This window comes from Nocardia sp. NPDC019219 (assembly GCF_040632645.1).
GTDB lineage: Bacteria > Actinomycetota > Actinomycetes > Mycobacteriales > Mycobacteriaceae > Nocardia > Nocardia sputorum.
Window position 1 is genome coordinate 484,829 of the sequence record NZ_JBEYCG010000001.1, and the last position, 23,038, is coordinate 507,866.

At 66.8% G+C, this 23,038-nt stretch carries 20 protein-coding genes and 1 pseudogene; 12 read left to right on the forward strand and 9 right to left on the reverse strand.

What is annotated here, in order from left to right:
• The first annotated feature begins 165 nt into the window (after nt 1-165).
• From sigM to ABZ552_RS02260, 5 genes are all read left to right on the forward strand, one after another.
• Nucleotides 166-747, forward strand: coding sequence for an RNA polymerase sigma factor SigM (sigM, locus tag ABZ552_RS02240; RefSeq protein WP_281881222.1), 582 nt, complete (start codon nt 166-168; stop codon nt 745-747).
• A gap of 102 nt (nt 748-849) precedes the next feature.
• On the forward strand, nt 850-1,632 hold the full coding sequence (locus ABZ552_RS02245) for a hypothetical protein (RefSeq protein ID WP_281876493.1): 783 nt from the start codon (nt 850-852) through the stop codon (nt 1,630-1,632).
• A gap of 108 nt (nt 1,633-1,740) precedes the next feature.
• Nucleotides 1,741-2,757 carry a thioredoxin-disulfide reductase gene (trxB, locus tag ABZ552_RS02250; protein ID WP_281876495.1) on the forward strand — a complete coding sequence of 339 codons (1,017 nt, stop codon included), beginning with the start codon at nt 1,741-1,743 and terminating at the stop codon, nt 2,755-2,757.
• Between the two features lie 57 nt (nt 2,758-2,814).
• On the forward strand, nt 2,815-3,147 hold the full coding sequence (gene trxA / locus ABZ552_RS02255; RefSeq protein ID WP_159840992.1) for a thioredoxin: 333 nt from the start codon (nt 2,815-2,817) through the stop codon (nt 3,145-3,147).
• 159 nt (nt 3,148-3,306) lie between these two features.
• Nucleotides 3,307-4,500: an N-acetylmuramoyl-L-alanine amidase gene (locus ABZ552_RS02260; RefSeq protein ID WP_281919324.1), complete on the forward strand. Its 1,194-nt coding sequence runs from the start codon at nt 3,307-3,309 to the stop codon at nt 4,498-4,500.
• Nucleotides 4,501-4,569: 69 nt separating this feature from the next.
• On the opposite strand, the gene ABZ552_RS02265 is transcribed toward ABZ552_RS02260, so the two are convergent.
• From ABZ552_RS02265 to ABZ552_RS02275, 3 genes are all read right to left on the reverse strand, one after another.
• A complete protein-coding gene (locus tag ABZ552_RS02265) occupies nt 4,570-5,289 on the reverse strand; it encodes a GNAT family N-acetyltransferase (protein WP_281919427.1) in 720 nt (239 codons plus the stop codon).
• A gap of 251 nt (nt 5,290-5,540) precedes the next feature.
• Nucleotides 5,541-6,554, reverse strand: coding sequence for a ParB/RepB/Spo0J family partition protein (locus ABZ552_RS02270; protein ID WP_281876498.1), 1,014 nt, complete (start codon nt 6,552-6,554; stop codon nt 5,541-5,543).
• A 70-nt stretch (nt 6,555-6,624) separates the two neighbouring features.
• Entirely contained in the window at nt 6,625-7,635 is a 1,011-nt protein-coding gene (locus ABZ552_RS02275; protein WP_281876499.1) for an AAA family ATPase, read from the reverse strand.
• Between the two features lie 752 nt (nt 7,636-8,387).
• Here ABZ552_RS02275 and ABZ552_RS02280 point away from each other — a divergent pair.
• A pseudogene (locus tag ABZ552_RS02280) lies at nt 8,388-8,522 on the forward strand (hypothetical protein); the annotation flags it as partial.
• A 342-nt stretch (nt 8,523-8,864) separates the two neighbouring features.
• Here ABZ552_RS02280 and rsmG read toward each other — a convergent pair.
• From rsmG to rpmH, 6 genes are all read right to left on the reverse strand, one after another.
• A complete protein-coding gene (gene rsmG / locus ABZ552_RS02285) occupies nt 8,865-9,656 on the reverse strand; it encodes a 16S rRNA (guanine(527)-N(7))-methyltransferase RsmG (RefSeq protein WP_281876500.1) in 792 nt (263 codons plus the stop codon).
• Between the two features lie 142 nt (nt 9,657-9,798).
• Entirely contained in the window at nt 9,799-10,350 is a 552-nt protein-coding gene (locus ABZ552_RS02290) for a protein jag (protein WP_281876503.1), read from the reverse strand.
• A 117-nt stretch (nt 10,351-10,467) separates the two neighbouring features.
• The gene (gene yidC / locus ABZ552_RS02295; protein WP_281876505.1) at nt 10,468-11,550 is read right to left on the reverse strand and encodes a membrane protein insertase YidC; all 1,083 of its coding nucleotides are present in this window, start codon (nt 11,548-11,550) and stop codon (nt 10,468-10,470) included.
• A gap of 4 nt (nt 11,551-11,554) precedes the next feature.
• Nucleotides 11,555-11,953, reverse strand: a complete 399-nt coding sequence (yidD, locus tag ABZ552_RS02300; RefSeq protein WP_281876507.1) for a membrane protein insertion efficiency factor YidD — start codon at nt 11,951-11,953, stop codon at nt 11,555-11,557.
• Nucleotides 11,950-12,381, reverse strand: a complete 432-nt coding sequence (rnpA, locus tag ABZ552_RS02305) for a ribonuclease P protein component (protein WP_281876509.1) — start codon at nt 12,379-12,381, stop codon at nt 11,950-11,952. Before rnpA ends, yidD begins: the two co-directional genes overlap by 4 nt.
• A gap of 21 nt (nt 12,382-12,402) precedes the next feature.
• A complete protein-coding gene (gene rpmH, locus ABZ552_RS02310; RefSeq protein ID WP_006550910.1) occupies nt 12,403-12,546 on the reverse strand; it encodes a 50S ribosomal protein L34 in 144 nt (47 codons plus the stop codon).
• A 637-nt stretch (nt 12,547-13,183) separates the two neighbouring features.
• On the opposite strand from rpmH, the gene dnaA reads away from it, so the two are divergent.
• The 6 genes from dnaA (at nt 13,184) to gyrB (ending at nt 23,012) form a co-directional block, all read left to right on the forward strand.
• Complete coding sequence (dnaA, locus tag ABZ552_RS02315; protein ID WP_281876511.1) at nt 13,184-15,121, forward strand: chromosomal replication initiator protein DnaA; 1,938 nt, start codon at nt 13,184-13,186, stop codon at nt 15,119-15,121.
• A gap of 875 nt (nt 15,122-15,996) precedes the next feature.
• Nucleotides 15,997-17,172, forward strand: coding sequence for a DNA polymerase III subunit beta (gene dnaN / locus ABZ552_RS02320; RefSeq protein ID WP_281876512.1), 1,176 nt, complete (start codon nt 15,997-15,999; stop codon nt 17,170-17,172).
• 243 nt (nt 17,173-17,415) lie between these two features.
• Entirely contained in the window at nt 17,416-18,618 is a 1,203-nt protein-coding gene (gene recF / locus ABZ552_RS02325) for a DNA replication/repair protein RecF (RefSeq protein ID WP_357435260.1), read from the forward strand.
• Between the two features lie 435 nt (nt 18,619-19,053).
• A complete protein-coding gene (locus ABZ552_RS02330) occupies nt 19,054-19,614 on the forward strand; it encodes a DUF721 family protein (protein WP_281876514.1) in 561 nt (186 codons plus the stop codon).
• A gap of 135 nt (nt 19,615-19,749) precedes the next feature.
• Nucleotides 19,750-20,694: an alpha/beta fold hydrolase gene (locus ABZ552_RS02335; RefSeq protein WP_281876515.1), complete on the forward strand. Its 945-nt coding sequence runs from the start codon at nt 19,750-19,752 to the stop codon at nt 20,692-20,694.
• 272 nt (nt 20,695-20,966) lie between these two features.
• Nucleotides 20,967-23,012: a DNA topoisomerase (ATP-hydrolyzing) subunit B gene (gene gyrB, locus ABZ552_RS02340; RefSeq protein WP_281876516.1), complete on the forward strand. Its 2,046-nt coding sequence runs from the start codon at nt 20,967-20,969 to the stop codon at nt 23,010-23,012.
• The last annotated feature ends 26 nt before the right edge of the window (nt 23,013-23,038 follow it).

The following is a 23,038-nucleotide window of genomic DNA, read 5'->3' on the forward strand; positions in this document are numbered from 1 at the left end:
GCTCTCAGCAGGGGAGCTTCCCGGGTTCTGGCGTATTCGTTCCTGGATGCTGCGAAGTCTCGGTAATGGTCGATCAGCCCATTGCCGCCGTGAGGGCCGTCCAAGGGGTTGGCATTGTCGTCCGAAGTGAACGAGGAGCTCGGCAGGGGGGCGTCGCGGCAGGTGATGTGTCACGGGCGTTCCCTCGTACTCGGTGAAGCCACCGATGTGGAGTTGTTGCGGGCGCATGTGCGTGGTCAGCGTCACGCGTTCGCCGAGTTGCTGCGCAGGCACAACGATCACCTGTGGCAGACCGCGTTGCGGACGTCCTACACGCGCGAGGACGCGGCCGATTCGCTTCAGGAAGCGCTCTTGTCGGCGCATCGCACGGCTGCCTCGTTCCGTGCGGAGGCGGAGGTGCGCAGCTGGCTGCATGCGATCGTGGTGAACGCTTGCCTGGATCGGATCCGCCGCAACAAGACCAGACGCGCGGTGTCGCTGGCGCCGGAGTCGCTGCCCGAGCCCAAGGACGATCGCGACGAGATGGCCCAGGTGGAGATGTCCATGGACATCGATCGCGCGCTGTTCTCCTTGCCGCCGGATCAGCGGACCGCGCTCGTCGCGGTCGACGTGGAGGGGTATAGCGTGGCCGAGGCGGCCGCATTGCTCGGTGTGCCCGAGGGAACGATCAAGAGCCGGTGCGCTCGCGCGCGGCAGCGGTTGAAAGAGCGATTGGATTATCTGCGTGATCCGGGGAACCGGAGGTAGTTGGGATGCGTCATTAATAGTGACGAACCCCTGAACGATTCAGAGGCAGGCCCCGTCGGCGAGGGGATCCCCGCGATGTCAGATGCGAACAACGGAGGTGCGATGGCTACCCGGTCCGTGCCGCAGCCCCCGTTCACGTCCGAATTGCTGGCTGACTTGCACGCCGACAACGTGACGCCGGAGCAGCGTGCGCAATTGTGGCCCGTGGTCTCCCGTGATCAAGAGGCCGTGCGATTCCTGCGCGGTTTGGACGACGTCACCGCCGAGTTACGTGCTCTCGGCCGGGATGAGCGCATCATTCACCCGATGCCGGAGGATGTGGCGGCTCGGCTCGCTCTGTTCGTCGACGAACTGGAACCGCCGGAGGACGCGCCCGACGCTACCGTTCACGAGCTTCCGCGGGCGTGGGCCGGCGAATCCGCCGGGGAAACAAGGATTTCCGAATCCCCGCCGGTGGCACTGGACGAGCGGCGCCGTGGCCGATTGCGGTGGTTCGCCGCGGCGGCCGCGGCGATCGTCACCGTGGCGGGTGCGGGGGTGTGGGTCTCGACGTTGCGCGGCGGTGACGCTCCCGCGCCCACCGCGCAGCCGACCACGGGGAACGACGAATGGGGCGACGATCTCACCGCCACCATGGCCCTCAGCGCGCTCGGCCGTCACACCGTCACCGGCTCCCTGGCCGGCCCCGGGGCACTCGAGCGCTGTGTCCGGGCGAACGGTCTCGACCGCACGGTCCTCGGATCGACAGACATCCGATTCCAGGGCGGGAACGCGGTACTCATCCTGCTCAACGGCCCGCAGCCGCCCAAGATCACCGCCCTGGTGGTCGGAACCGGTTGCGGTACGGGCGATCCCCAGCGCAAGGCACTGCAGGACATCGGCTGACAGTGCGATCTGGACCACCCGCGCGGTGTGACCCGGCCGACGCGGGAACAACAGCCATTACCCTGTTGTTGACCGACACGTCCGATCGAAACTTCCCGGAAGGGCCCCATGAGCGAGCGTAGCGAGCAAGTAAGCGACACCGGCGCGCCAGTTCGCGATCTGATCATCATCGGCTCCGGACCTGCCGGCTACACGGCCGCCGTCTACGCCGGCCGCGCCGAGCTCCAGCCGCTGCAGTTCGAGGGGACCCAGTTCGGCGGTGCGCTGATGACCACCACCGAGGTAGAGAACTTTCCCGGCTTCCGCGGCGGCATCATGGGCCCGGATCTCATGGAGGAGATGCGCGAGCAGGCGAAACGGTTCGGCGCGGACATCCGCACCGAGGACGTGGACGCCGTCGACCTGACCGGCCCGGTCAAGAAGGTCGTCGTCGGCGGCGAAACTTTCGAGGCCTACGCCGTCATCCTCGCCATGGGCTCGGCCGCGCGCTACCTGAACGTCCCGGGCGAACAGCGGTTGCTCGGCCGCGGCGTCAGCGCCTGCGCCACCTGTGACGGCTTCTTCTTCAAGGGGCAGGACATCGTGGTGGTCGGCGGCGGCGACTCCGCGATGGAAGAGGCGACCTTCCTGACCAAGTTCGCCTCCAGCGTGACCATCGTGCACCGCCGCGAGGAATTCCGCGCTTCCCGCATCATGCTGGAGCGTGCGAAGGCGAACGAGAAGATCAAGTTCGTGCTCAACGCCGAAGTGGTCGAGGTGCACGGTGAGAACAGCGTCACCCACCTGACCCTGCGGGACACCCGCACCGGCGAGACCTCCGAACTGGCCGCCACCGGCCTGTTCGTCGCGATCGGCCACGACCCGCGCAGTGAGCTCGTCAGAGGCCAGGTCGCCCTGGACGACGAGGGATATGTGCTGGTGAACGACCCCACGACCGCGACCGACATCCCCGGCGTCTTCGCCGCGGGCGATCTGGTCGACCACACTTACCGTCAGGCGATCACCGCCGCGGGCACGGGCTGCCGCGCGGCCATCGATGCCGAGCGCTGGTTGGCCGAGCAGGGCGACATCACCTCGAACACTCTCGCCCACGCGGGCGAGTCGGTGACCGTGCCCGCCAACTGAGTTCGCACCGGACCAGCTACACACCTTTCGTTTCGCTGTATCGCTAGGAGAACACCCATGTCCAAGTCCGCCAACACGGTTGTCGTCACCGACGCGACCTTCGCCGACGACGTGCTGCTGAGTGAGAAGCCCGTCCTCGTCGATTTCTGGGCCGACTGGTGCGGGCCGTGCAAGATGGTCGCGCCCGTCCTGGAGGAGATCGCCGGTGCGCACGCGGACAAGCTGACCATCGCGAAGCTGGACGTGGACGCCAACCCGAGCACCGCCCGCGATTATCAGATCCTCTCGCTGCCCACTATGATGCTTTTCCGCGGCGGTAAGCCGGTCAAGCAGATCGTCGGGGCGAAGGGCAAGGCGGCTCTTCTGCGCGAACTCGAAGACGTCATCTGACGACGCGATCCGACGACGCGCCGTAGGATGCCCTGGACCCGGGGTTGTCGAAACCTGGTCCGGGTCTGAGACAATCGACCGACGTTCCGGTCGTGCGAAGGTGTATCCCATCGCATGAGTGGGTACCCGCGGGTTGACGGAAGGAAAGGGCTCTCACGCATGCACCGACTTCGTCACGGCGATTCCGGTCCAGCCGTAGCAGAGGTTCGGAGCACCCTGGCAAGCCTCGGGTTCCTACACGCGCACGTCGGTACCGATCAGGCGGACGCACGCGAATATTGGAAGGACACGGAGGTGTCCTTCGACCACCACCTCGACTCCGCGGTTCGCGCGTTCCAGCAGCATCGCGGTCTGCTCGTCGACGGGGTGGTCGGTCCGGCGACCTACCGGGCACTCAAGGAGGCGTCCTACCGGCTCGGCGCGCGCACGCTGATCTATCAGCTGTCCGCGCCGCTGTACGGCGACGACGTGGCCACGCTCCAGCGCAGGCTGCAGGACCTCGGCTTCTACGTGCACCGGGTCGACGGCTACTTCGGTCCGCACACCCATGACGCGCTGACCGCTTTCCAGCGGGAGATCGGGCTGTCGGCCGACGGCATCTGCGGACCCGACACGCTGCGCTCGCTGGACCTGCTCGGCGCCCGGGTGACCGGAGGCAATCCGCACCGGATCGCCGAGGAAGAAGTGGTGCACCGGGCGGGGCCGCAGCTGACGGGCAAGCGAATCGTCATCGATCCGGGTCTCGGCGGGCCGGACAAGGGATGTGCCGTACCCACCGAGTACGGCGACGTCTACGAGTCGGAAATCCTGTGGGACTTGGCGAGCCGGCTCGAGGGACGGATGGCGGCCACGGGTATGGAGACCTTCTTGTCGCGTCCGTGGGGCGCCAACCCCACCGACGTTGAGCGCGCGGACACGTCCAACGCCTTCGACGCGGATCTGATGATTTCGCTGCGCTGTGCCACCAACCCGAGCCCGCTGGCCAACGGCGTGGCCGGGTTCTACTTCGGCAACTCGCACGGCTCGGTGTCCATGATCGGACAGGTGCTGGCCGGCTTCATCCAGCGCGAGGTGGTCGCCCGGACGTCGCTGCAGGACTGCCGTACCCATGCGCGCACCTGGGACCTGTTGCGCCTCACCAAGATGCCGACGGTGCAGGTGGACATCGGTTATCTGACCAACGAATACGACGCTTCGGTGCTCACCAACCCGCGCATGCGCGACGTGATCGCCGAGGCCATTCTGATCTCGGTGAAGCGGCTGTATCTGCTGGGGCAGGACGACCAGCCGACCGGTACGTACACCTTCGCGGAGCTGCTGGCCGAGGAGCTGGCCGCCGCGGACCGGATGTAGCTTCGCCTTCCATCTTTCGAAGCGCCCCCTGATCTGTCGAATCAGCCAGGGGGCTTTTCGTTGTCTGGCTCAGCGCGCTCCGATACGAGTCGGCACCGTCATCGACGCCGCGGCGAGCAGCTGATCCAACGCCCGTTCGACGTCTTCCTTCCAGCCGTGGTCCGAGTCGAGTTCCAACCGCAACCGCGGGAACCGGTGATGCGGGGCCACCACCTCGAAGCCGACATCTTCCAGGAAGTCGGCATCGATCATGCAGCTCTCCGGTGAGCACTCGGCCGTGGCGCTCGCGCTCTTGATCGGGGCGACGATCCGCTCGAGCAATGTCATCGAGCCGGACCGCTCCGACAGTGCCTGCGTCGCCGGGTGGGTCCGGATGCCGAATGCCTCCAAAGCTCGCACGCCACGGCGCACCAGGTCCGCCACCACAGCCTGGATGAGGTGGTGGGCGACATCGGCATCCCGATAGGGAAATTCGGCCCGCAGCGTGGTCAGCAGGACCGCGTCCGGGCTCACCGGGGAAGTGGGGAAGAGGGTGGCCCGGGGCACCGCGCTGGGCGGTGCGTAGAAGGCGCAGCCGGCGACGTTACCGTCGACGTTCGCCACCTGCCCGCACGAACCCCACTCCAGCATGACCGTGGACAACCAGGCTTCCTTCTCGAACACCGGATCGCTGAAGTTGCGCGAATCCTCGGCCACCGCGGGGTCCATCTCCCAGAAGACACAGCGCCGCGCATGCGCGGGAAGCTTCTCCAGTCCGCCGAGGGTTAGTGCTGTGACGCTGGTCGACACCGCTCTGCTCAGCCTCCAGCTGTCCGATTCATCCACGCTCACGTCGCATCAACGTTTGCTCGCCAGCAAGAATAAGCGATCAAGGGGAACCCGCCTCATTCCATGTCGCTGTGCTGTTGGTCAGAAGAACTTGTGTTGCTTCGCCGGGAGCGATGGGCGCTCCACGGCCGCGTGAATTCCTGCCGTCACAGTGACGTTTCGGCCCGGAACTCGCGCCTATGGAAACCACAAGTTGAATTTCGTCACTTCTGTCACACGGTAGGTGCGTTCTGCTCCATCAGGGCGACAATCCGCTCGAGGTCTTCCACCGACCCGAACTCGACGACGATCTTGCCTTTGCGCTTGCCCATACTCACCAGGACCCGAGTATCGAAGGAGCCGGACAACCGATCGGCCACGGCTTGTAGGCCGGGCATCTCGATCGGCTTGCGACGGACGACGGGAGAGGGCGCGGCCGCGTCCTGCTCTCGGTTCGCCAGCATGACGGCTTCCTCGGTAGCCCGGACCGAGAGTCCCTCGGCGACGATTCGGGCGGCGAGCACCTCTTGAGCGTCCGCACCCGCTTCGAGACCGAGCAGTGCTCGCGCGTGTCCGGCGGACAGTACGCCCGCCGCGACCCGGCGCTGCACCGGGATAGGCAACTTCAGTAGACGGATCATATTCGTCACGACCGGGCGAGAGCGGCCGATTCGGGCAGCCAATTCCTCGTGGGTGACATCGAATTCCTCCAGCAGCTGCTGGTAGGCCGCCGCCTCTTCGAGTGGATTCAGCTGCACCCGGTGGATGTTCTCCAGCAGGGCGTCGCGCAGCATCGACTCGTCCGCGGTCTCCCGCACGATCGCGGGAATGGCGGCCAGCCCCGCCTCCTGGCAGGCCCGCCAGCGCCGCTCGCCCATGACCAGCTGATAGCGATCCACGCCCGGCTCGGTCCGGCGCACCACGATCGGCTGCATCAGACCGAACTCACGAATCGAATGCACCAACTCGGCCAGCGCGTCCTCTTCGAAGACTGTGCGCGGCTGCTTCGGATTCGGTTCGATCTGGTCCGGCGGGATCTCACGGTAGACAGCGCCGCCTGCCTCGAGTTCGGCGTTGTCGGCGGGATCGGGTACCCGATGCAGGTAGGTTGCGGGCGGCTGCGGCCCCACCGGATCCAGACCGATGACACTCGCAGCGGCGCTGCTGAGGCCCGGTGCTGTCGTCGGTGTCGTCGGGATCAGCGCGGCGAGACCGCGCCCGAGCCCACCCTTCTTCGCCTGACTCATCGGTCTACCGACCCCTTCCTCGTTCCGCCACCAAACCGGACTGTGCCGAGCATCGACACCACTGGCCGAATCACTCCGCCGACTTCGTCGCGGCGACGCGCGGAGCCACCGCGCGGGCCGCCATCTCGCGTCCGGCATCCAGGTAGCTCATCGCGCCCCGGGAGCCTGGATCATAATCGAGCACCGTCATGCCGTAACCCGGCGCCTCCGACACCTTCACACTGCGCGGAATCACCGACCGCAGCACGACATCGCCGAAGTGTCCGCGGACCTCCTCGGCGACCTGGTCGGCCAACTTGGTGCGTCCGTCGTACATCGTGAGGATCACGGTGGAGACGTGGAGTTCGGGGTTCAAGTGCGCCTGCACCAGACCGATATTGCGCAGCAACTGGCCGACGCCCTCCAGCGCGTAGTACTCGCACTGGATCGGGATCAGCACCTCCTTTGCCGCGACGAGCGCGTTGACCGTCAGCAGCCCCAGGGACGGCGGGCAGTCGATCATCACGTAATCGATGTCGTATCCGGCGATATTCGCCTCTTGGATTGCGGCTTTCAGCCGGCCCTCCCTGGCCACCATCGACACGAGTTCGATCTCGGCGCCCGCCAGGTCGATGGTCGCGGGGATGCACAGGAGACGTTCACTGTGCGGACTCGTCTGGATAGCTTCTCTGACCGAGACCTCGCCGATGAGCAACTCGTAGCTGGAGGGGACACCCGAATGATGCTCGATGCCGAGGGCAGTGCTGGCGTTGCCCTGGGGGTCGAGATCGATCACGAGAACCGTCATCCCTTGATGCGCCAGGGCGGCCGCCAGATTCACCGCGGTGGTCGTCTTCCCGACGCCGCCTTTCTGATTGGCGATCGTGATGATCCGTTGCTCGTGCGGTTTCGGCACAGTCACCTTTCCTGGATGGAGGACCTGACTTGCACGTTGCGCTTCGGCAGCTATCGGGGTCTCACTAGGGGAGATGTGCCCGAACGGGGTACTTCCGAATGCATCCGCGTCGAAATTGCTGGAGTCCAGCATCCCCGGCACGCGCGACGTTGTTTCCCGTGAAACATTCGCCGGACCGCTCGACATAGACAGCTCCTAACCCGAGAACTTCAGAACACGTACGCGCGACGGGACGGATCGGCGCCGTGTGTGCAACAGCCTTTGTCGGATCGAACACGATGCACAACCGGGTTCGCGGCGCCCGATCGACCGAGCGGAGCTCCTCGCCGTTGTGACAACCAGATCCCTCCGTGGCACCTACGCTCACGCCCGACGCCCACTAGCTTGCCAGCACTGAGCGGTTTAAGAAAGCTGAATCGCGGCGAGGCGCAGAGCGACACGCGAATCCGCACGAATTCACCCCGCCGCGCGCGCTGTTTCACATGAAACATTGGCTTGTGCCGCGCGGCCGACGGTGGGGAGTAGGCGGCGCCGGGTGCGACGCGGCCCTCTGCGGATGCCGGATAACCACTCACAGCGACGGTTTGACCGTTGGGTGGTGATCGTCAAGCCGGGACGTCGGACGTGCTGCCGTCCGGCGCGAGACCGGCCGCATCACCGCCCATCGACTTATCCCGCGCCGACCTTTTCGTGTCGACATGGCGGCGCACCAGTTTGACTGCGCGCCAGAAGCACGAGCGGACGAAGCGGCGCGCCATGCCCTGCCCCATGCGGTGAGCGAGAAGCTCACGAGGTGCGAAGTTCTGCTTGGCGGCGGTGTCGCAACCAGCTCGGTTCACGCCCGAGCGTGAGTTCTCTACGGGCGCTGGGCGTTCAAGGTCGAGCCGAACGCGCAGCATGATTCACGTGAAACATCGCCGAATCTCGCTGCCACCACGTCAGGCAACGAGCTGCCGGTCAGCGTCGAGGTCCAGGTGCGCGGCGAGCTGGCCGCGCAGGAGGTCGCCGTGCTGGAGCTGTCCGCGCTGCGCGGCATCTTCTCCGCGCTGGTCGAGGACCAGGTCACCTTCGTCATGAGAACGCGCTCGGTTTGCATCGTCATACGGGGTCGAATGATCGGTCGTTCGGGGCTGTCTCGGCGATGCCTAGCTGCCACTGGATTCACGTGAAACATGCGGCACAGTTCAGGCCTCAGCGGCTAGGCGTCCGCTCGCGGAGCGGGGACAGTCTCGGTACCGCGCCCCAGATCGGAAGTACTCCACAGATCGGGTTCGAGTCATGGTGATGCGCGCCCATTCGAGTGCGCCGCACCATCCACACGCACCGTGTGACCAAGGTCAGATCAACCATTCCGTCAGGGTGACGAAATGACCGCTGGTCCCAGCTCGAACCGGGAACCTTCGCGATCGAAGCTGCTACTCGGCCTTGCGTGCGGCACGCTTGCGCGCGCGGTCCGTTGCTGTCTTGCGAACCGTCTTGCCTTCGCGTTCGACCGCTCGTTCGGCGCGCCGCCGCGAGGTGCGCTCGGCGCGAGGAAGTCGCTCCGCGCTGATCACCACGGTGGGCGTGTCCACCAGACCGACGCCGCATTCCAACACGATGGCATTGCCGGCTCCGGCTTTCGCCAGCGCCTCGCCGTCGCGTTCGAGTTCCTCTGCCGCGCTGGCGCCTTTGAGAGCGAGCATGTGTCCGTGGTCGCGAAGGAGGGGGAGAGACCACTGAGCGAGTTTCCCGAGGGGGGCCACCGCACGGGACGTGACAACGTCCGCGCCGCCGGCCTCCTTCATCACGCCGGACTGTTCGGCGCGCCCACGTACCACGGTCACATCGAGTCCGACCGATTCGATGAACTCGCTCAGGAAAACGGTTCGGCGCAGCAGGGGCTCGACCAAGGTGATCCGGAGGTCCGGTCGAGCGATCGCGAGCGGGATGCCGGGCAAGCCCGCGCCGCTGCCGATGTCGACCACGGAAGCGCCCTCGGCGATCAACTCACCGAGCACCGCGCAGTTGAGCAGGTGGCGATCCCACAGGCGGGGCACCTCGCGTGGGCCGATCAACCCGCGTTCCACGCCCGCGGTCGCGAGCGCTGTGCAATATCGACGCGCGAGATCGAGTCGGTCGCCGAAGACGGTGGCCGCCGACGCGGGTGGTTCCAGCTCCGCGGGTACGGCGGTGGTTCCACCGAGATCTCGTTCCACGTGAAACATCCTTCCGAACTCGGTTCGATCTACGAGCGAGCAATCGGGCTCCGAACACGAACAAGGCCCCCGGTCCGAAGACCAGAGGCCCTATCCAACCACTACCCGTCCGGGCCGCGAAACATGCCGCCCGCTTCGGGGATGCCACGGCTCAGCCGGGAACGACCACCACGTGCCGGTTCGGCTCGACGCCTTCGCTCTCGCTGCTGACGCCCTCGACGGCCGCCACCGCGTCGTGCACGATCTTGCGCTCGAACGGGGTCATGGGAGCCAGCGATTCCGGCTCACCCGAGGCCAGCACCCGCTGCGCCGCGGCCGCGCCGAGCTCGCTCAGCTCGGACCGCCGTTTCGCCCGCCAGCCCGCCACATCCAGCATCAGCCGACTGCGCACTCCGGTCGCCTGCTGCACAGCGAGACGAGTCAGTTCCTGCAACGCGTCGAGCACCTCGCCGTTGCGTCCCACGAGCTTGGTCAGGTCGCGGCCGCCGTCGATGCTCACCACGGCGCGGTCGCCTTCCACATCGAGATCGATGTCGCCGTCGAAGTCCAGCACATCGAGCAACTGCTCGAGGTAGTCACCCGCGATCTCGCCTTCTTCGATCAGCGCTTCCTCGGCATCGCTCACGACATCGCCGGTGTCCGCTCCGGCGCTCGCCGTCGTCGTCGTCACGGTGGCGTCCCCTCCGTCGGTCTCAACAGTCATTTGATTTCCTTCATCTGCTCATCGCGCGCGCCGGGCAATCGCCGCCGGGCGGTATTCGCGATCAAGGGGTTGCTCAGCGATAGAGAGAGGTGGGCGGCTCGGCCCACCGATCGGGTATCAGCGCCTGCGCTTCTGATTCGCCCTGCCCCGGTTGCCAGGCCGTTTCTGGCCGGCCGGGCGGCGTTGGCCCGCGGACTGCTTAGACGGCTTCGCGGTACCGTTCGACGAGGCGACCGGAGTGTCCTCGTCCGTGGCGGTGTCAGCAGCCGCGGTGGGGGCGGGCTTCTTCTTCACGTTGACCGGTTTGGCGCCGGGCTTGGGCGCGTTCTGCGCGCGCTGCTCCAGCTTCGCCTGCTTCTTGGCTTCCTCTTCTTTCGCCATGCGACCGAACACGAGGTGCTGCTGCCCGTAGGTCCAGATGTTGTTGGAGACCCAGTACAGCAGGATGGCGATCGGCAGGAAGGGGCCACCGACGAGCACACCGAGCGGGAACACCCACAGCGCGAGTTTGTTCATCATCGCGGCCTGAGGATTGGCCGCGGCTTCCGGCGTCTGCCGCGCGACCGACGCGCGCGCGTTGAAGTGGGTCGCCAGACCGGCGATGACCATCAGGGGGATGGCGACGAGCGCGATGCTCAACTTGCTCGGCACACCGCCGTAGTCGGCGAACGCCTGCAACTCGTTGACCGGCGTGGTGATGAACGCGGAGATCGGCGCCCCGAAGATGCGCGCACTCAGGAAGGACTGGACGTCAGCTGCGTTGAAGACGTAGTTCGCCGTGTTCGCGTTCTGCTCGGGCGTCATGCCGAGCTGGCCGAAGCCGTGCCCGGTCCGGTTGAACGACCGCAGCACATGGAACAGCCCCAGGAACACCGGCACCTGAGCGAGGATCGGCAGGCAACCCATCAGCGGGTTGAAGCCGTTCTCCTTCTGCAGCTTCTGCATCTCGAGCGCCATCTTCTGGCGGTCGTTCTTGTACTTCTTCTGCAGCTCTTTGATCTGCGGCTGCAGTTCCTGCATCTGCTTGGTGGTGCGCACCTGCTTGACGAACGGCTTGTAGAGCACCAGGCGCAGCGTGAACACCAGGAACACCACGGCCAGCGCCCAGGTGAGACCGTTGTCCGCGCCGAACGCGAACCCGAAGACCCGATGCCAGAACCAGAGGATCCAGGACACCGGGTAATAAATGAAGTCGAGCACGGCTCTATGCACTCCCGTCGTTCGTGTCGCCGATCACCGCGGGCGGCGATCCTTTACAAGCGTTCGGCTCCGACCGCGGTCCGGCGGGCAGGCTCGATTCCTGCGTCGCCGCCTCGGTCGCTGCCCCATCCGTCGGCTCGGTGCGAAGTCCGGTCCGCTTCCGCTCCGGGACGGGGTCCCACCCACCAGGGTGCCAGGGCGCGCATTTGGCCAAGCGCACGACCGTCAATACGAGCCCGATGAACAGGCCCCGGGTGCGCAGCGCGGTGACCGCGTACTCGCTGCAGGTCGGGGTGAATCGGCACACCGGCATGCGGGTGGGGGAGACGTAGGTCCGATACAGCTCGATCGAGAAGATCAGCACATTCGCGGGCAGTCTGGCGATCGTCGCCCAGAGGCTCATGCCGTGCCACCCGTCGACACGCCCGCTGCGGCGCCGACGCCGAGCTTGCGCAGCGCGGTGCGCAGCTGGCGCAGCAAATCCTCCGACGACGCCGTGGCGGCGCCCGGGAGCGCACGAATCACGACATCGGTCCCGGGCGGCAATTCGTCGACCACCTGGGCGCACATATGACGCAGGCGGCGGGCGACGCGATGTCGAATCACCGCGTTGCCCACCGCCTTGCTGACGATCAACCCGAAGCGGGGTCCGCCTACCCGGACCAGCGCATCGTCGGGGATCTGATCGTGTCGTCCATTCGCGCCCACGCTTCCGTCATACCCGTGTGCGAGCGCATGCACGACCAGATCACGCCTCCCGATTCGCTGGCCGCGGCGCACCGTCCGGGAGAAGTCGGCACGATGATGCAACCGATACGGCTCAGGCAACACCCGAGCGTCCGAGAGCGAGGGTCAGGCAGTGAGGGAAGCGCGGCCCTTACGGCGACGCGCCGAGACGATGGCGCGACCCGCACGGGTGCGCATCCGGAGGCGGAAGCCGTGAACCCGCGCCCGACGACGGTTGTTCGGCTGGAACGTCCGCTTGCCCTTGGCCACGGTCAACACTCCTCGAGTAGGCGGGCACCAGGTAGTGCCCGAAGCTTGTCGGTGATACGTGTATTGCGCGAATGAATCGCAGGTCTGGTCATCATCGGCGCGCGTCGGTCCTGGCGCACAGTCGGTCGATCACGACCTAAACGCGGTCAGCACAAGACCGCCACCGCACCAAGGGGTGACTGTACGAGGGTACTGATCGTCCAGGGACGGGTCAAACTCGCCCCCCTGTACGCCCCGGGCGCGGCGACCAGGCAGAATCGGCTTCCTCGAGTCAGTCGTTCTGGCAATGACCGTGAGTTCGTCCACACCCCTAGCCAGCACCCGTCCCGGGCCGCTAGGGTACGTAGCCAGTCGATTGCTGCAGAACCGCAGGTCGCAGCCTCGCCCTTCCCGCGCGTGCGCGCGTTCCACAGCTCCCCAGGGTTCTCCACATCTGTGGATAATTGTGTGGAAAGACCCCTGGAGTGGCATATTCGTAGGGCCGACGGTGCCACGCCGCTGTCCAGATGGGGGACCCGGACAGCGTCCGAACCGGTTACGGACGTACGCAGCGGATCACGGGCCCACCCCCGAGCAGCACACTCCACGCGTGCCCCGGCCGTCTGCTCCTATCGACCTACTCCGGGGAGGAAGCTGCATGGACGACGAGCAGAACGTGCTGGCCACAGTGTGGCCCGAGGTTGTCACCGAGCTCACCACCGGGTCACCGGACGGCGCTATCCCTCCGGTCACCCGAGCACAGCAGGCCTGGCTGAAGCTGGTCAAGCCGCTGACGGTCGCACAGGGGTTCGCCCTGCTCTCCGTACCTTCGTCGCTGGCACAGGAGGCCATCGAACGCGACCTGCGCGAACCCATCCTCCGGTCCCTCGGCCGCAGGCTCGGTCCCCAAGTGGAAGGACTCGGCGTCCGCATCGCCGCCCCGACCACCCCGACCGTCGACCGGCAGAGCAATACCCCCCGGCACGCGCGTATGACGAGCAGGCCAGAGCGGACCCGAGAGGGCCGGGCTCCCGCGGCATACCCCGGCTCGGAGTTCCCCGGCCGCGACGCCTACCCCGGACCGCGTTATGCACAGCCGGCCGAATTCCCGGCAGCGTCTCCGTACAACGACGGCTCCGACTACCCGGGGGCGGAATACGGGCAGGACTTCGCCCCGCCGGAGGAGTACCGCCAACCGGAGTACGCCCACGCCGACTATCCACCGCGCGGCGAGTATTCCGCGACGGGCGAACTGCCCATGGTGCCCGGGGCGGACGTCGCACCCCGTCGCGAACCCGGGCTTCCGCCCCGCAGGGAACCGGCCATCCCGCCGGGGCAGGAGTCCCTGTTCAATCCGGAACCGTCGCCGGGCGGCGTGCGCGGCCCGCTCCGTGCTCCGCTGCGCGAGACCGCCGACGACGACACCGGCCTGGCGCACGATCCGGTCCGGGAACCGGTCGGCGAGCACCCGCGCGGCGACCACGACGACGAGCCCGTGGTGAACGTCCGCAACTCCTGGCCCACCTACTTCGCCAAGTCGCAGGAATCGCCCGCGCCGGCGACGTCCTCGGCCAGCCTGAACGCGAAGTACACCTTCGAAACGTTCGTCATCGGCGCGTCCAACCGCTTCGCGCACGCCGCGGCGGTCGCCATCGCCGAAGCCCCGGCTCGTGCCTACAACCCGTTGTTCGTCTGGGGAGCTTCCGGCTTGGGCAAGACCCACCTGCTGCACGCGGCGGGTCATTACGCACAGCGTCTCTTCCCGGGCATGCGGGTCAAGTACGTGTCGACCGAAGAGTTCACCAACGACTTCATCAACAGCCTGCGCGACGACCGCAAGGTCGCGTTCAAGCGCCGCTACCGCGAGACCGACATCTTGCTGGTCGACGACATCCAGTTCATCGAGGGCAAGGAAGGCATCCAGGAGGAGTTCTTCCACACCTTCAACACCCTGCACAACGCGAACAAACAGATCGTCGTCTCCTCGGATCGCCCGCCCAAGCAACTGGCCACGCTGGAGGAGCGGCTGCGCACCCGATTCGAATGGGGTCTGATCACCGACGTGCAGCCGCCGGAGCTGGAGACGCGCATCGCCATCCTGCGCAAAAAGGCGCGGATGGACCGGCTCGACGTGCCCCACGATGTGCTGGAGCTGATCGCCAGCCGGGTGGAGCGCAACATCCGGGAGCTGGAGGGCGCGCTGATCCGCGTGACCGCTTTCGCGTCGCTGAACGGCCAGCCGCTGGATCTTCCGCTGGCCGAGGTGGTGCTGCGAGATCTGATGCCGGACACCACGGCGCTGGAGATCAACGCGGCCACGATCATGGCCGTCACGGCGGAGTACTTCAACACCACGCTGGAAGAACTCACCGGTCCCGGCAAAGCGCGACCGTTGGCTCAGGCCAGGCAGATCGCCATGTATCTGTGCCGTGAGCTGACCGACCTGTCCCTGCCGAAGATCGGGCAGGCGTTCGGCCGCGACCACACCACGGTGATGTACGCGGAGAAGAAGGTACGCAAAGAGATGACCGAGCGACGCCGCGTCTACGACCAGGTGCAGGAACTCACAGCCCGGATCAAGCAACGCTCGCGCTGAGCGGCATCCACACCCGAGCACCGCCCCTGACCTGGGGCGGTGCTTTTTTGTGGGCTGTGGATTCCTCGAGGAATCCTTGTGGAGTCCTCGAGGAATCCCCCGGTTTGTCCACCGATCTGTGCACAGGTCGGGGTAGCAGCCTCCGCGAGTTCCCTCACAGGGCGAATTACACAGTTTCCCCAGGCAGGTTTGCGCACAGCCGTTGACCAGGGCAGTGTCCGGATCAGGCCTTGTGGAATCCTCGAGGAGTCCGTGTGGAGTCCTCGAGGATTCCTCGAGCTGTCCACGATTTCGTGCACATGTGTGAACAACCGGGTGAATCCGGTGGAACAACTCGAGGAGCGCTCGAGGATGAATCGGGGACAACCTGAGAACCTCCACAGCCGCCGGATGTTCATCCTCGAGACACCCCCTGGCCATCCCCACGGCACCACGCCCCCTGAACAGCGGATTCGGCCGCAGTCCACAGAATCCACAGCGCCTACTACTACTTCAGTTCTTCTCATTAGAGATCTCTCTTCAAAACAGGGTGTGTGGAAAGTCGGCACGGCAGCGTCTCCTGCGCAGCCCCTCCCGGTTCACAGCAAGGACGACAGAGGGATCCCGGTCCCCCTCTCGAATCGGCGTAAGCAGTCCGCGCCCGCGGTACGCCCCGGCTCATCCCGCACCGCCGGCCCCATCCGTGCTCCCTTCCGAGGGGCGGTCGTCTGCGGTGCCGGAGGGTCGGGCTAGGTGCATGTCCCCTCCGCGGGTACGGTTCTATGTCGGTCGCCTGTGCCAGACTGCGAAGGCGGCCGATTCGGCAGGACCCTTTCGAGCACCGACACTGACGAGCCGACAACAGATCACGGAACCGGGAGAGGACAGATCGGGCGATGGAGCTTGCAAGCATGAAGTTTCGGGTCGCCCGCGAGGATTTCGCCGAGTCCGTCGCCTGGGTGGCGCGCAGTCTTCCCTCCCGGCCGCCGGTACCGGTGCTCGGCGGCGTGCTGCTGGTCGCCGACGAGGACGGGCTGACCGTCTCCGGCTTCGACTACGAGGTCTCCGCGCAGGTGCGGGTCGCGGCCGAGGTCGCGGGGCCCGGCCAGGTGCTCGTCTCCGGTCGTCTGCTGGCCGATATCACCAAGGCGCTGTCCAACAAGCCGGTCGACGTCTCGGTGGACGGCACGCGCGTGTTGATCACCTGCGGCAGCGCGAAGTTCTCCCTGCCGACCATGCCGGTCGAGGACTATCCCCAGCTGCCCGAGGTGCCGCAGCAGACCGGTGAACTGAGTGTGGATGTCTTCGCGGAGGCCGTCGGCCAGGTCGCCGTCGCGGCGGGCCGCGACGACACGCTGCCCATGCTCACCGGTATCCGGGTGGAGATCGAGGGATCCCAGGTCGTGCTCGCGGCGACCGACCGGTTCCGCCTTGCCGTGCGGCACATCGAATGGCAGCCCGCGCGCGCCGATATCGAGACTTCGGTGCTCATCCCGGCCAGGACGCTGTCGGAGGCCGCCAAGACGCTCGGCCCCTCCGACGCGCCCGTGCAGCTGTCCCTGGGCTCCGGTGCCGGATCGGACGGCCTGCTCGGCATCGTGAACGCTGGTCGCCGGACCACCACTCGCCTGCTCGACGCGGAATTCCCCAAGTTCCGTCAATTGCTCCCCAAGGAGCACACCTCGATCGCCACCCTCGCCGTCGCCGCGCTGACCGACGCCATCAAGCGCGTCGCGCTGGTCGCCGAACGTGGCGCGCAGGTGCGGCTGGAGTTCTCCGCGGACGGCCTGCTGCTGTCCGCGGGCGGCGACGACGCGGGCCGCGCCGAGGAGTGGCTGGAGGCCGATTTCCGCGGCGAATCGCTCACCATCGCGTTCAACCCCGGATATCTCATCGACGGCTTGTCCGCCCTGCACGCCGACCGGGTCACTTTCGGCTTCACCACACCGAGCAGGCCCGCCGTGCTGCTGCCTGCGTCCGCGGAGGAGCCCGAAGTGCTGGACTCCGGGACGTTCGCCGCACTGTCGAGCCCGTACATCTATCTGCTGATGCCGGTCCGGCTCCCGGGCTGATCGCCTGTGCATGACCTGATGTCGAACGGATCCGCGCCGCGGGATCCAGCGCGGCCGAGCGGTGCCGCTGCTGGAAACTCCCCAGCGACGTCGGAGAAACCGGTGCTCCCGCAGCCAGAGCACCGGTTTATCCACAGGTCTTCCACAGGAGTGCGGCGCACTGCACGAGGTCCGTTCGCCGCGGCCATGAGTTGCCGATCGGCGGGAATGTCGGCTTCGGCCCAGGCAGGGGCACGATAGCGGATGTTCGTCCGTGCTCTGTCGCTGCGCGACTTCCGCTCGTGGGAGCATGCGGAAGTCGAATTATCCCCAGGTCGCACCGTTTTCTTGGGATCGAACGGCAACGGCAAGACAAACCTGCTGGAAGCGATCGGCTACTTGGCCACGCTCGGGTCGCATCGGGTCGCCACGGACGCTCCGTTGATCCGGACCGGTACCGAGCGCGCCCGGATCGGCGCCACCGTGGTCAACACCGGGCGCGAGTTGCGCATCGATGTCGAGCTGAATCAGGGCAGCGCGAATCGCGCCCAGATCAACCGCTCACCGGTCCGACGACCCCGGGAGATCCTCGGGATCCTGCAGACGGTGTTGTTCGCCCCGGAGGATCTCGCGCTGGTGCGCGGCGATCCCGGGGAGCGCCGCCGCTTCATGGACGAGTTGTGCACAACTCGCCTCCCCAGACTGGCCGCCGTCCGCAGCGACTATGACCGGGTGCTGCGCCAGCGCTCGGCGCTGCTGAAAACCGCCGGGCGGCAAGCCAGGTCGAAGGCCGACCTGAGCACCCTCGACGTGTGGGACGGACACCTCGCCGCGCACGCGTCCGTCCTGCTCGCCCAGCGGCTGCGTTTGGTGCACGATCTCGCGCCGTATCTGGCGCGGTCCTACGCGTCGATCGCCCCGGAATCGCGGCCCGCGTCGATCGTCTATCGCAGCTCCGCGCTGCCCCTGGAGTTCCTGGATCCGGCCAGACCGCCGCGCCCGGAGGACGCGGCGGAACTGGAGGCGATCTTGCTGACCGAACTCGCTGCCGCCCGGCCGAAGGAACTCGAGCGCGGCGTGTGCCTGGTCGGTCCGCACCGCGACGAACTGGACCTCGTGCTGGGAGATTCGCCCGCCAAGGGCTTCGCCAGCCACGGCGAGTCGTGGTCGTTCGCATTGGCTTTGCGGTTGGGTGCGTTCGAACTGCTGCGCACCACCGGCGCCGAACCGGTGCTGCTGCTCGACGACGTGTTCGCCGAACTCGACCGTCGCCGCCGCGCCGCGCTGGCGGCCGTCGCCGCGGACGCGGAGCAAGTGCTGATCACCGCGGCCGTGCCGGAGGACGTGCCCGCCGAACTCGCCGCCGTGCCGCTGCGAGTGGAAACCGCGGGCGGCCCCGACGGCCGCGTTTCCCGGATCGCCGCCGAGGATCGGTCCGACAGTGGCAGTTCGGCGGTGAACGGCTGAACGACGACGCCACCCACTCGGCGCCCGAGGGTGAACGTGACCCGGTCGCCGGTTCGACGGAGTCGCGGACGCCCTAGCCATCCACAGGTGGAGTGGACCGGAGATCCGGCCTCGCCATCAGCCGCCCCGGTCCACTACAGTGACCAGTCGTCGGGAACGCCGATCGAGTCCTCAACAGCCGGAACCGATTCCCTAACACCTGTGGAAAACTCGCTCGGACATCGGTGACCGCTTCCGCGAAACGCGCAACAGCAACAGTCGAGCAAGCGGCCACCCTGCCTGACAATCCGGCGTTTTGGGCGGGGAACAGCGTGTTCTATCGGCCGCCTGGGTGTGCGGCATGCGCGATTCCTGGCGCTGGCAACCGTGGGCGGAGGCTGGGGACAACTTGATCGAAACTGGGGACAGACCACGGGACGCGGAGGGAGAAGGGCGATGAGCGATCGGCCCACCGAGCCCGAATCCGCAGGAGCGGAACCCGAATTGCGAGGGATAGATCTGGCCCGGCGAGCCTTGGAGGAAGCGCGCGCCGCGGCACGTGCGAGCGGCAAGTCCGTCGGTCAGGGGCGTTCCTCGCCCCAGCGCAGGCTGCGGACCGGAGGGCGCAGGCGCACCGGATGGTCGGGCGCGGGCCCGGACGATCGCGATCCACAGCTGTTGTCGAAGTTGGCCGGCTCCCTCGCCAAGAGCCGCGGGTGGTCGGGCAAGGTGGCCGAGGGCATGGTCTTCGGCCGTTGGGCGGGAGTGGTCGGCGAGGACATCGCCGCGCACGCCACGCCGGTCACCTTGAAGGACGGCGTGCTGAGCATCTCCGCGGAGTCGACCGCCTGGGCTACCCAGTTGCGGATGCTGCAAGGCCAGATCCTCGCGAAGATCAATGCCGCGGTCGGCCAGGGGGTGGTGACCTCGCTGAAGATTTCCGGACCTGCCGCACCGAGCTGGCGCAAGGGCGAGCGGCATATCAAAGGTCGCGGACCGCGCGACACGTACGGATGACCGCGCCGGGCAGTATGTGATACTTGGTGTTACGTTTACCCTGAAGCGGCGTTTCACGTGGAACGCCCCGGTTCGACGTCCGCACCGGAAGCCCTGCGACGTCGGATCGGAACCGTCTGGGCAGAAGGAACCTCGATGACGATCACCACGGCCGTGGGTCCGTTTCCGGCGACCGCGACCCGGACGGTTCGCCGGGACGGCGTCGAACTCGCGGTCTACGAATGCGGCAACCCCGAGGGCGTGCCGGTGCTGCTCATCCACGGGTGGCCCGATACCCATCTGCTGTGGAGCCGGGTGGCGGCCCTGCTCGGCGGCCGCCATCGTGTGATCGCCTTCGACAACCGGGGGGCGGGCAGCAGTTCCGCGCCGGCCGCAGTCGAGGCCTATCGGATCGAGGAGCTCGCGGCCGACGTCCGCGCGGTCATCGCCGCGGTCTCGCCCGGCGAACGGGTGCACGTCCTCGGGCACGACTGGGGGTCGGTAATCGGATGGGAGGCCGTCGCGGCCGAGGACGCCGCATCGGTGATCGCGTCCTTCACGTCGGTGTCCGGCCCGAACTTGGACTTCCTCGGCGCCTATCTGCGTGGGCCGCTCACCCCGGCGAGGCTGCGGGGTGCGCTGGCCCAGGGCGTCGCCTCGGCCTATACCGTCGCCTTCCAGATCCCCAAGTTGCCGAATCCGGTGTTGCGGATTCTCTCCGGCCGGTGGCCGCGATTCCTCGCCTTCTTCGACGGACTCGACCCCGCATTGGTGGAGACGGCGCCGACACTGCGCACCGATATGCTGAACAACCTGAAGCTCTACCGCGCGAACATTCGCACCCACCTGCGTCATCCGCGGCCCCGTCCGATCGAGGTGCCCGTTCAGCTGATCGTCGCCACGCGGGACCGCGCCGTGCGGCCTGTGGTGAACGCCGAGGCAGATCGGTGGGTGCCGCGCTTGACCCGGGTGGAGATCCCGGCGCGGCACTGGTCGCCGATCTCACACCCGGCGGAGCTGGCGCGTCATACCGCCGCCTTCGTCGCCCGGATCGATGCCGCTGCCGAAGCGTGCGAGCGCGATCCGGCGACGCATCTCTGAGCCCACTTCTGCTGGATCAAAACCGCCGCAAGGCGCAACGGAGTCGGCGGTATTCGATTTCTCGCATCCACGGCGCTGTGAGGGGTGTCGGAGGTGGGTTGTAAGTTGGGTGTACCAGTAGGATGGTTACGTAACTAGCGGCGATACCTTCGGCGCGTTCCACACAGTCCACGCCCGGACCCGGATTCTCGAGCCAGACATGAACCAGGGCCTCACGTGTGCTGTCCGATCGCTCTATGCCGGGATCAGCAAGTAAGGAGAGCTACCGACCAGTGGCTGCCAAAGACTCCAACGCATCGGGTTCGACCAAGGCGACCGGGAAGCAGGACTACGGTGCCTCCTCCATCACGGTTCTCGAGGGACTCGAGGCGGTTCGCAAGCGTCCGGGCATGTACATCGGCTCCACCGGTGAGCGCGGTCTGCACCACCTGATCTGGGAGGTCGTCGACAACTCCGTCGATGAGGCGATGGCCGGATACGCGACGAAGGTCGAGGTCACCCTGCTGGGCGACGGCGGCGTCGAAGTAATCGACGACGGTCGGGGCATCCCGGTGGAGATGCACGCGCAGGGCATCCCGACCATCGAGGTCGTCATGACCCAGTTGCACGCGGGCGGCAAGTTCGACTCCGAGTCCTATGCGGTGTCCGGTGGTCTGCACGGCGTCGGCATCTCCGTGGTCAACGCGCTGTCGACGCGGCTGGAGGCCGAGATCGACACCGGCGGCCATCACTGGACCCAGGAGTACAAGGACGCGAAGCCCGGCAAGCTCATCCAGGGCGACCCGACGAAGCGGACGGGTACCACCATCCGGTTCTGGCCGGATCCGGATATCTTCGAGACCACAACCTTCAACTTCGAGACCGTCGCGCGCCGGTTGCAGGAGATGGCGTTCCTGAACAAGGGCCTCACCATCGTCCTCAACGACGAGCGCGTCAGCGACACCGAGATCACCGACGAGGTGGTCAGCGAGACTGCCGAGGCGCCCAAGCACGCCGAAGAGGGCGCCGCGCAGGCCGAGCACAAGGTGAAGTCGCGGACCTACCACTACCCCGGTGGCCTGGAAGATTTCGTCCGCCACATCAACCGGACCAAGCAGCCGATCCACAACTCGGTCGTCGCGTTCACGGGCAAGGGCACCGGCCACGAACTAGAGGTCGCGATGCAGTGGAACTCCGGCTACTCGGAGTCGGTGCACACCTTCGCCAACACCATCAACACCCATGAGGGCGGCACCCACGAAGAGGGCTTCCGCGCGGCGCTGACCACGGTGGTCAACAAGTACGCGAAGGATAAGAAGCTCATCAAGGAGAAGGACGGCAACCTCACCGGTGACGACATCCGGGAGGGCTTGGCCGCCATCGTGAGCGTCAAGGTCGGCGAGCCGCAGTTCGAGGGCCAGACCAAGACCAAGCTCGGCAACACCGAGGTGAAGTCGTTCGTGCAGCGCACCTGCAACGAGCACCTCACCCACTGGTTCGAGGCCAACCCGGCCGACGCGAAGACCATCGTCAACAAGGCGGTCTCCTCGGCGCAGGCCCGTGTCGCCGCGCGCAAGGCCCGCGAGCTGGTACGGCGCAAGTCCGCCACCGACCTGGGCGGCCTGCCGGGCAAGCTCGCCGACTGCCGATCCAAGGATCCGAGCAAGTCCGAGATCTACATCGTCGAGGGCGACTCCGCCGGCGGCTCCGCCAAGTCCGGGCGGGACTCGATGTACCAGGCGATCCTTCCGCTGCGCGGCAAGATCATCAACGTCGAGAAAGCGCGCATCGACAAGGTCCTCAAGAACAACGAGGTCCAGTCGATCATCACCGCGTTCGGCACCGGCATCCACGACGAGTTCGACATCAGCAAGCTGCGCTACCACAAGATCGTGCTGATGGCCGACGCCGACGTCGACGGCCAGCACATCTCCACGCTGCTGCTGACCTTGCTGTTCCGGTTCATGCGCCCGCTGGTCGAGCACGGGCACGTCTACCTGGCGCAGCCGCCGCTGTACAAGCTGAAGTGGCAGCGCAGCGAGCCGGAGTTCGCCTACTCCGATCGGGAACGCGACGGCCTGCTCGAGCGTGGCCTGGCCGCGGGCAAGAAGATCAACAAGGACGACGGCATCCAGCGCTACAAGGGTCTGGGCGAGATGAATCCCAAGGAACTGTGGGAGACCACGATGGATCCCAGCGTCCGGGTGCTTCGTCAAGTGACGCTGGACGACGCGGCCGCGGCCGACGAGTTGTTCAGCGTGCTGATGGGCGAGGACGTGGAGGCCCGCCGCAGCTTCATCACCCGCAACGCCAAGGACGTCCGCTTCCTCGACGTGTGATCCGCCCGCAGCGCCGCCGGTTCGCG

What these genes read in the sequence shown, in the direction of transcription:
- sigM (WP_281881222.1), top strand. Translation starts at nt 166, where the DNA reads ATGTGTCACGGGCGTTCCCTCGTACTCGGTGAAGCCACCGATGTGGAG.
- ABZ552_RS02245 (WP_281876493.1), top strand. Translation starts at nt 850, where the DNA reads ATGGCTACCCGGTCCGTGCCGCAGCCCCCGTTCACGTCCGAATTGCTG.
- trxB (WP_281876495.1), top strand. Translation starts at nt 1,741, where the DNA reads ATGAGCGAGCGTAGCGAGCAAGTAAGCGACACCGGCGCGCCAGTTCGC.
- trxA (WP_159840992.1), top strand. Translation starts at nt 2,815, where the DNA reads ATGTCCAAGTCCGCCAACACGGTTGTCGTCACCGACGCGACCTTCGCC.
- ABZ552_RS02260 (WP_281919324.1), top strand. Translation starts at nt 3,307, where the DNA reads ATGCACCGACTTCGTCACGGCGATTCCGGTCCAGCCGTAGCAGAGGTT.
- ABZ552_RS02270 (WP_281876498.1), bottom strand. Translation starts at nt 6,554, where the DNA reads ATGAGTCAGGCGAAGAAGGGTGGGCTCGGGCGCGGTCTCGCCGCGCTG.
- ABZ552_RS02275 (WP_281876499.1), bottom strand. Translation starts at nt 7,635, where the DNA reads ATGTCGAGCGGTCCGGCGAATGTTTCACGGGAAACAACGTCGCGCGTG.
- rsmG (WP_281876500.1), bottom strand. Translation starts at nt 9,656, where the DNA reads ATGTTTCACGTGGAACGAGATCTCGGTGGAACCACCGCCGTACCCGCG.
- ABZ552_RS02290 (WP_281876503.1), bottom strand. Translation starts at nt 10,350, where the DNA reads ATGACTGTTGAGACCGACGGAGGGGACGCCACCGTGACGACGACGACG.
- yidD (WP_281876507.1), bottom strand. Translation starts at nt 11,953, where the DNA reads ATGAGCCTCTGGGCGACGATCGCCAGACTGCCCGCGAATGTGCTGATC.
- dnaA (WP_281876511.1), top strand. Translation starts at nt 13,184, where the DNA reads ATGGACGACGAGCAGAACGTGCTGGCCACAGTGTGGCCCGAGGTTGTC.
- dnaN (WP_281876512.1), top strand. Translation starts at nt 15,997, where the DNA reads ATGGAGCTTGCAAGCATGAAGTTTCGGGTCGCCCGCGAGGATTTCGCC.
- recF (WP_357435260.1), top strand. Translation starts at nt 17,416, where the DNA reads ATGTTCGTCCGTGCTCTGTCGCTGCGCGACTTCCGCTCGTGGGAGCAT.
- ABZ552_RS02330 (WP_281876514.1), top strand. Translation starts at nt 19,054, where the DNA reads ATGAGCGATCGGCCCACCGAGCCCGAATCCGCAGGAGCGGAACCCGAA.
- ABZ552_RS02335 (WP_281876515.1), top strand. Translation starts at nt 19,750, where the DNA reads ATGACGATCACCACGGCCGTGGGTCCGTTTCCGGCGACCGCGACCCGG.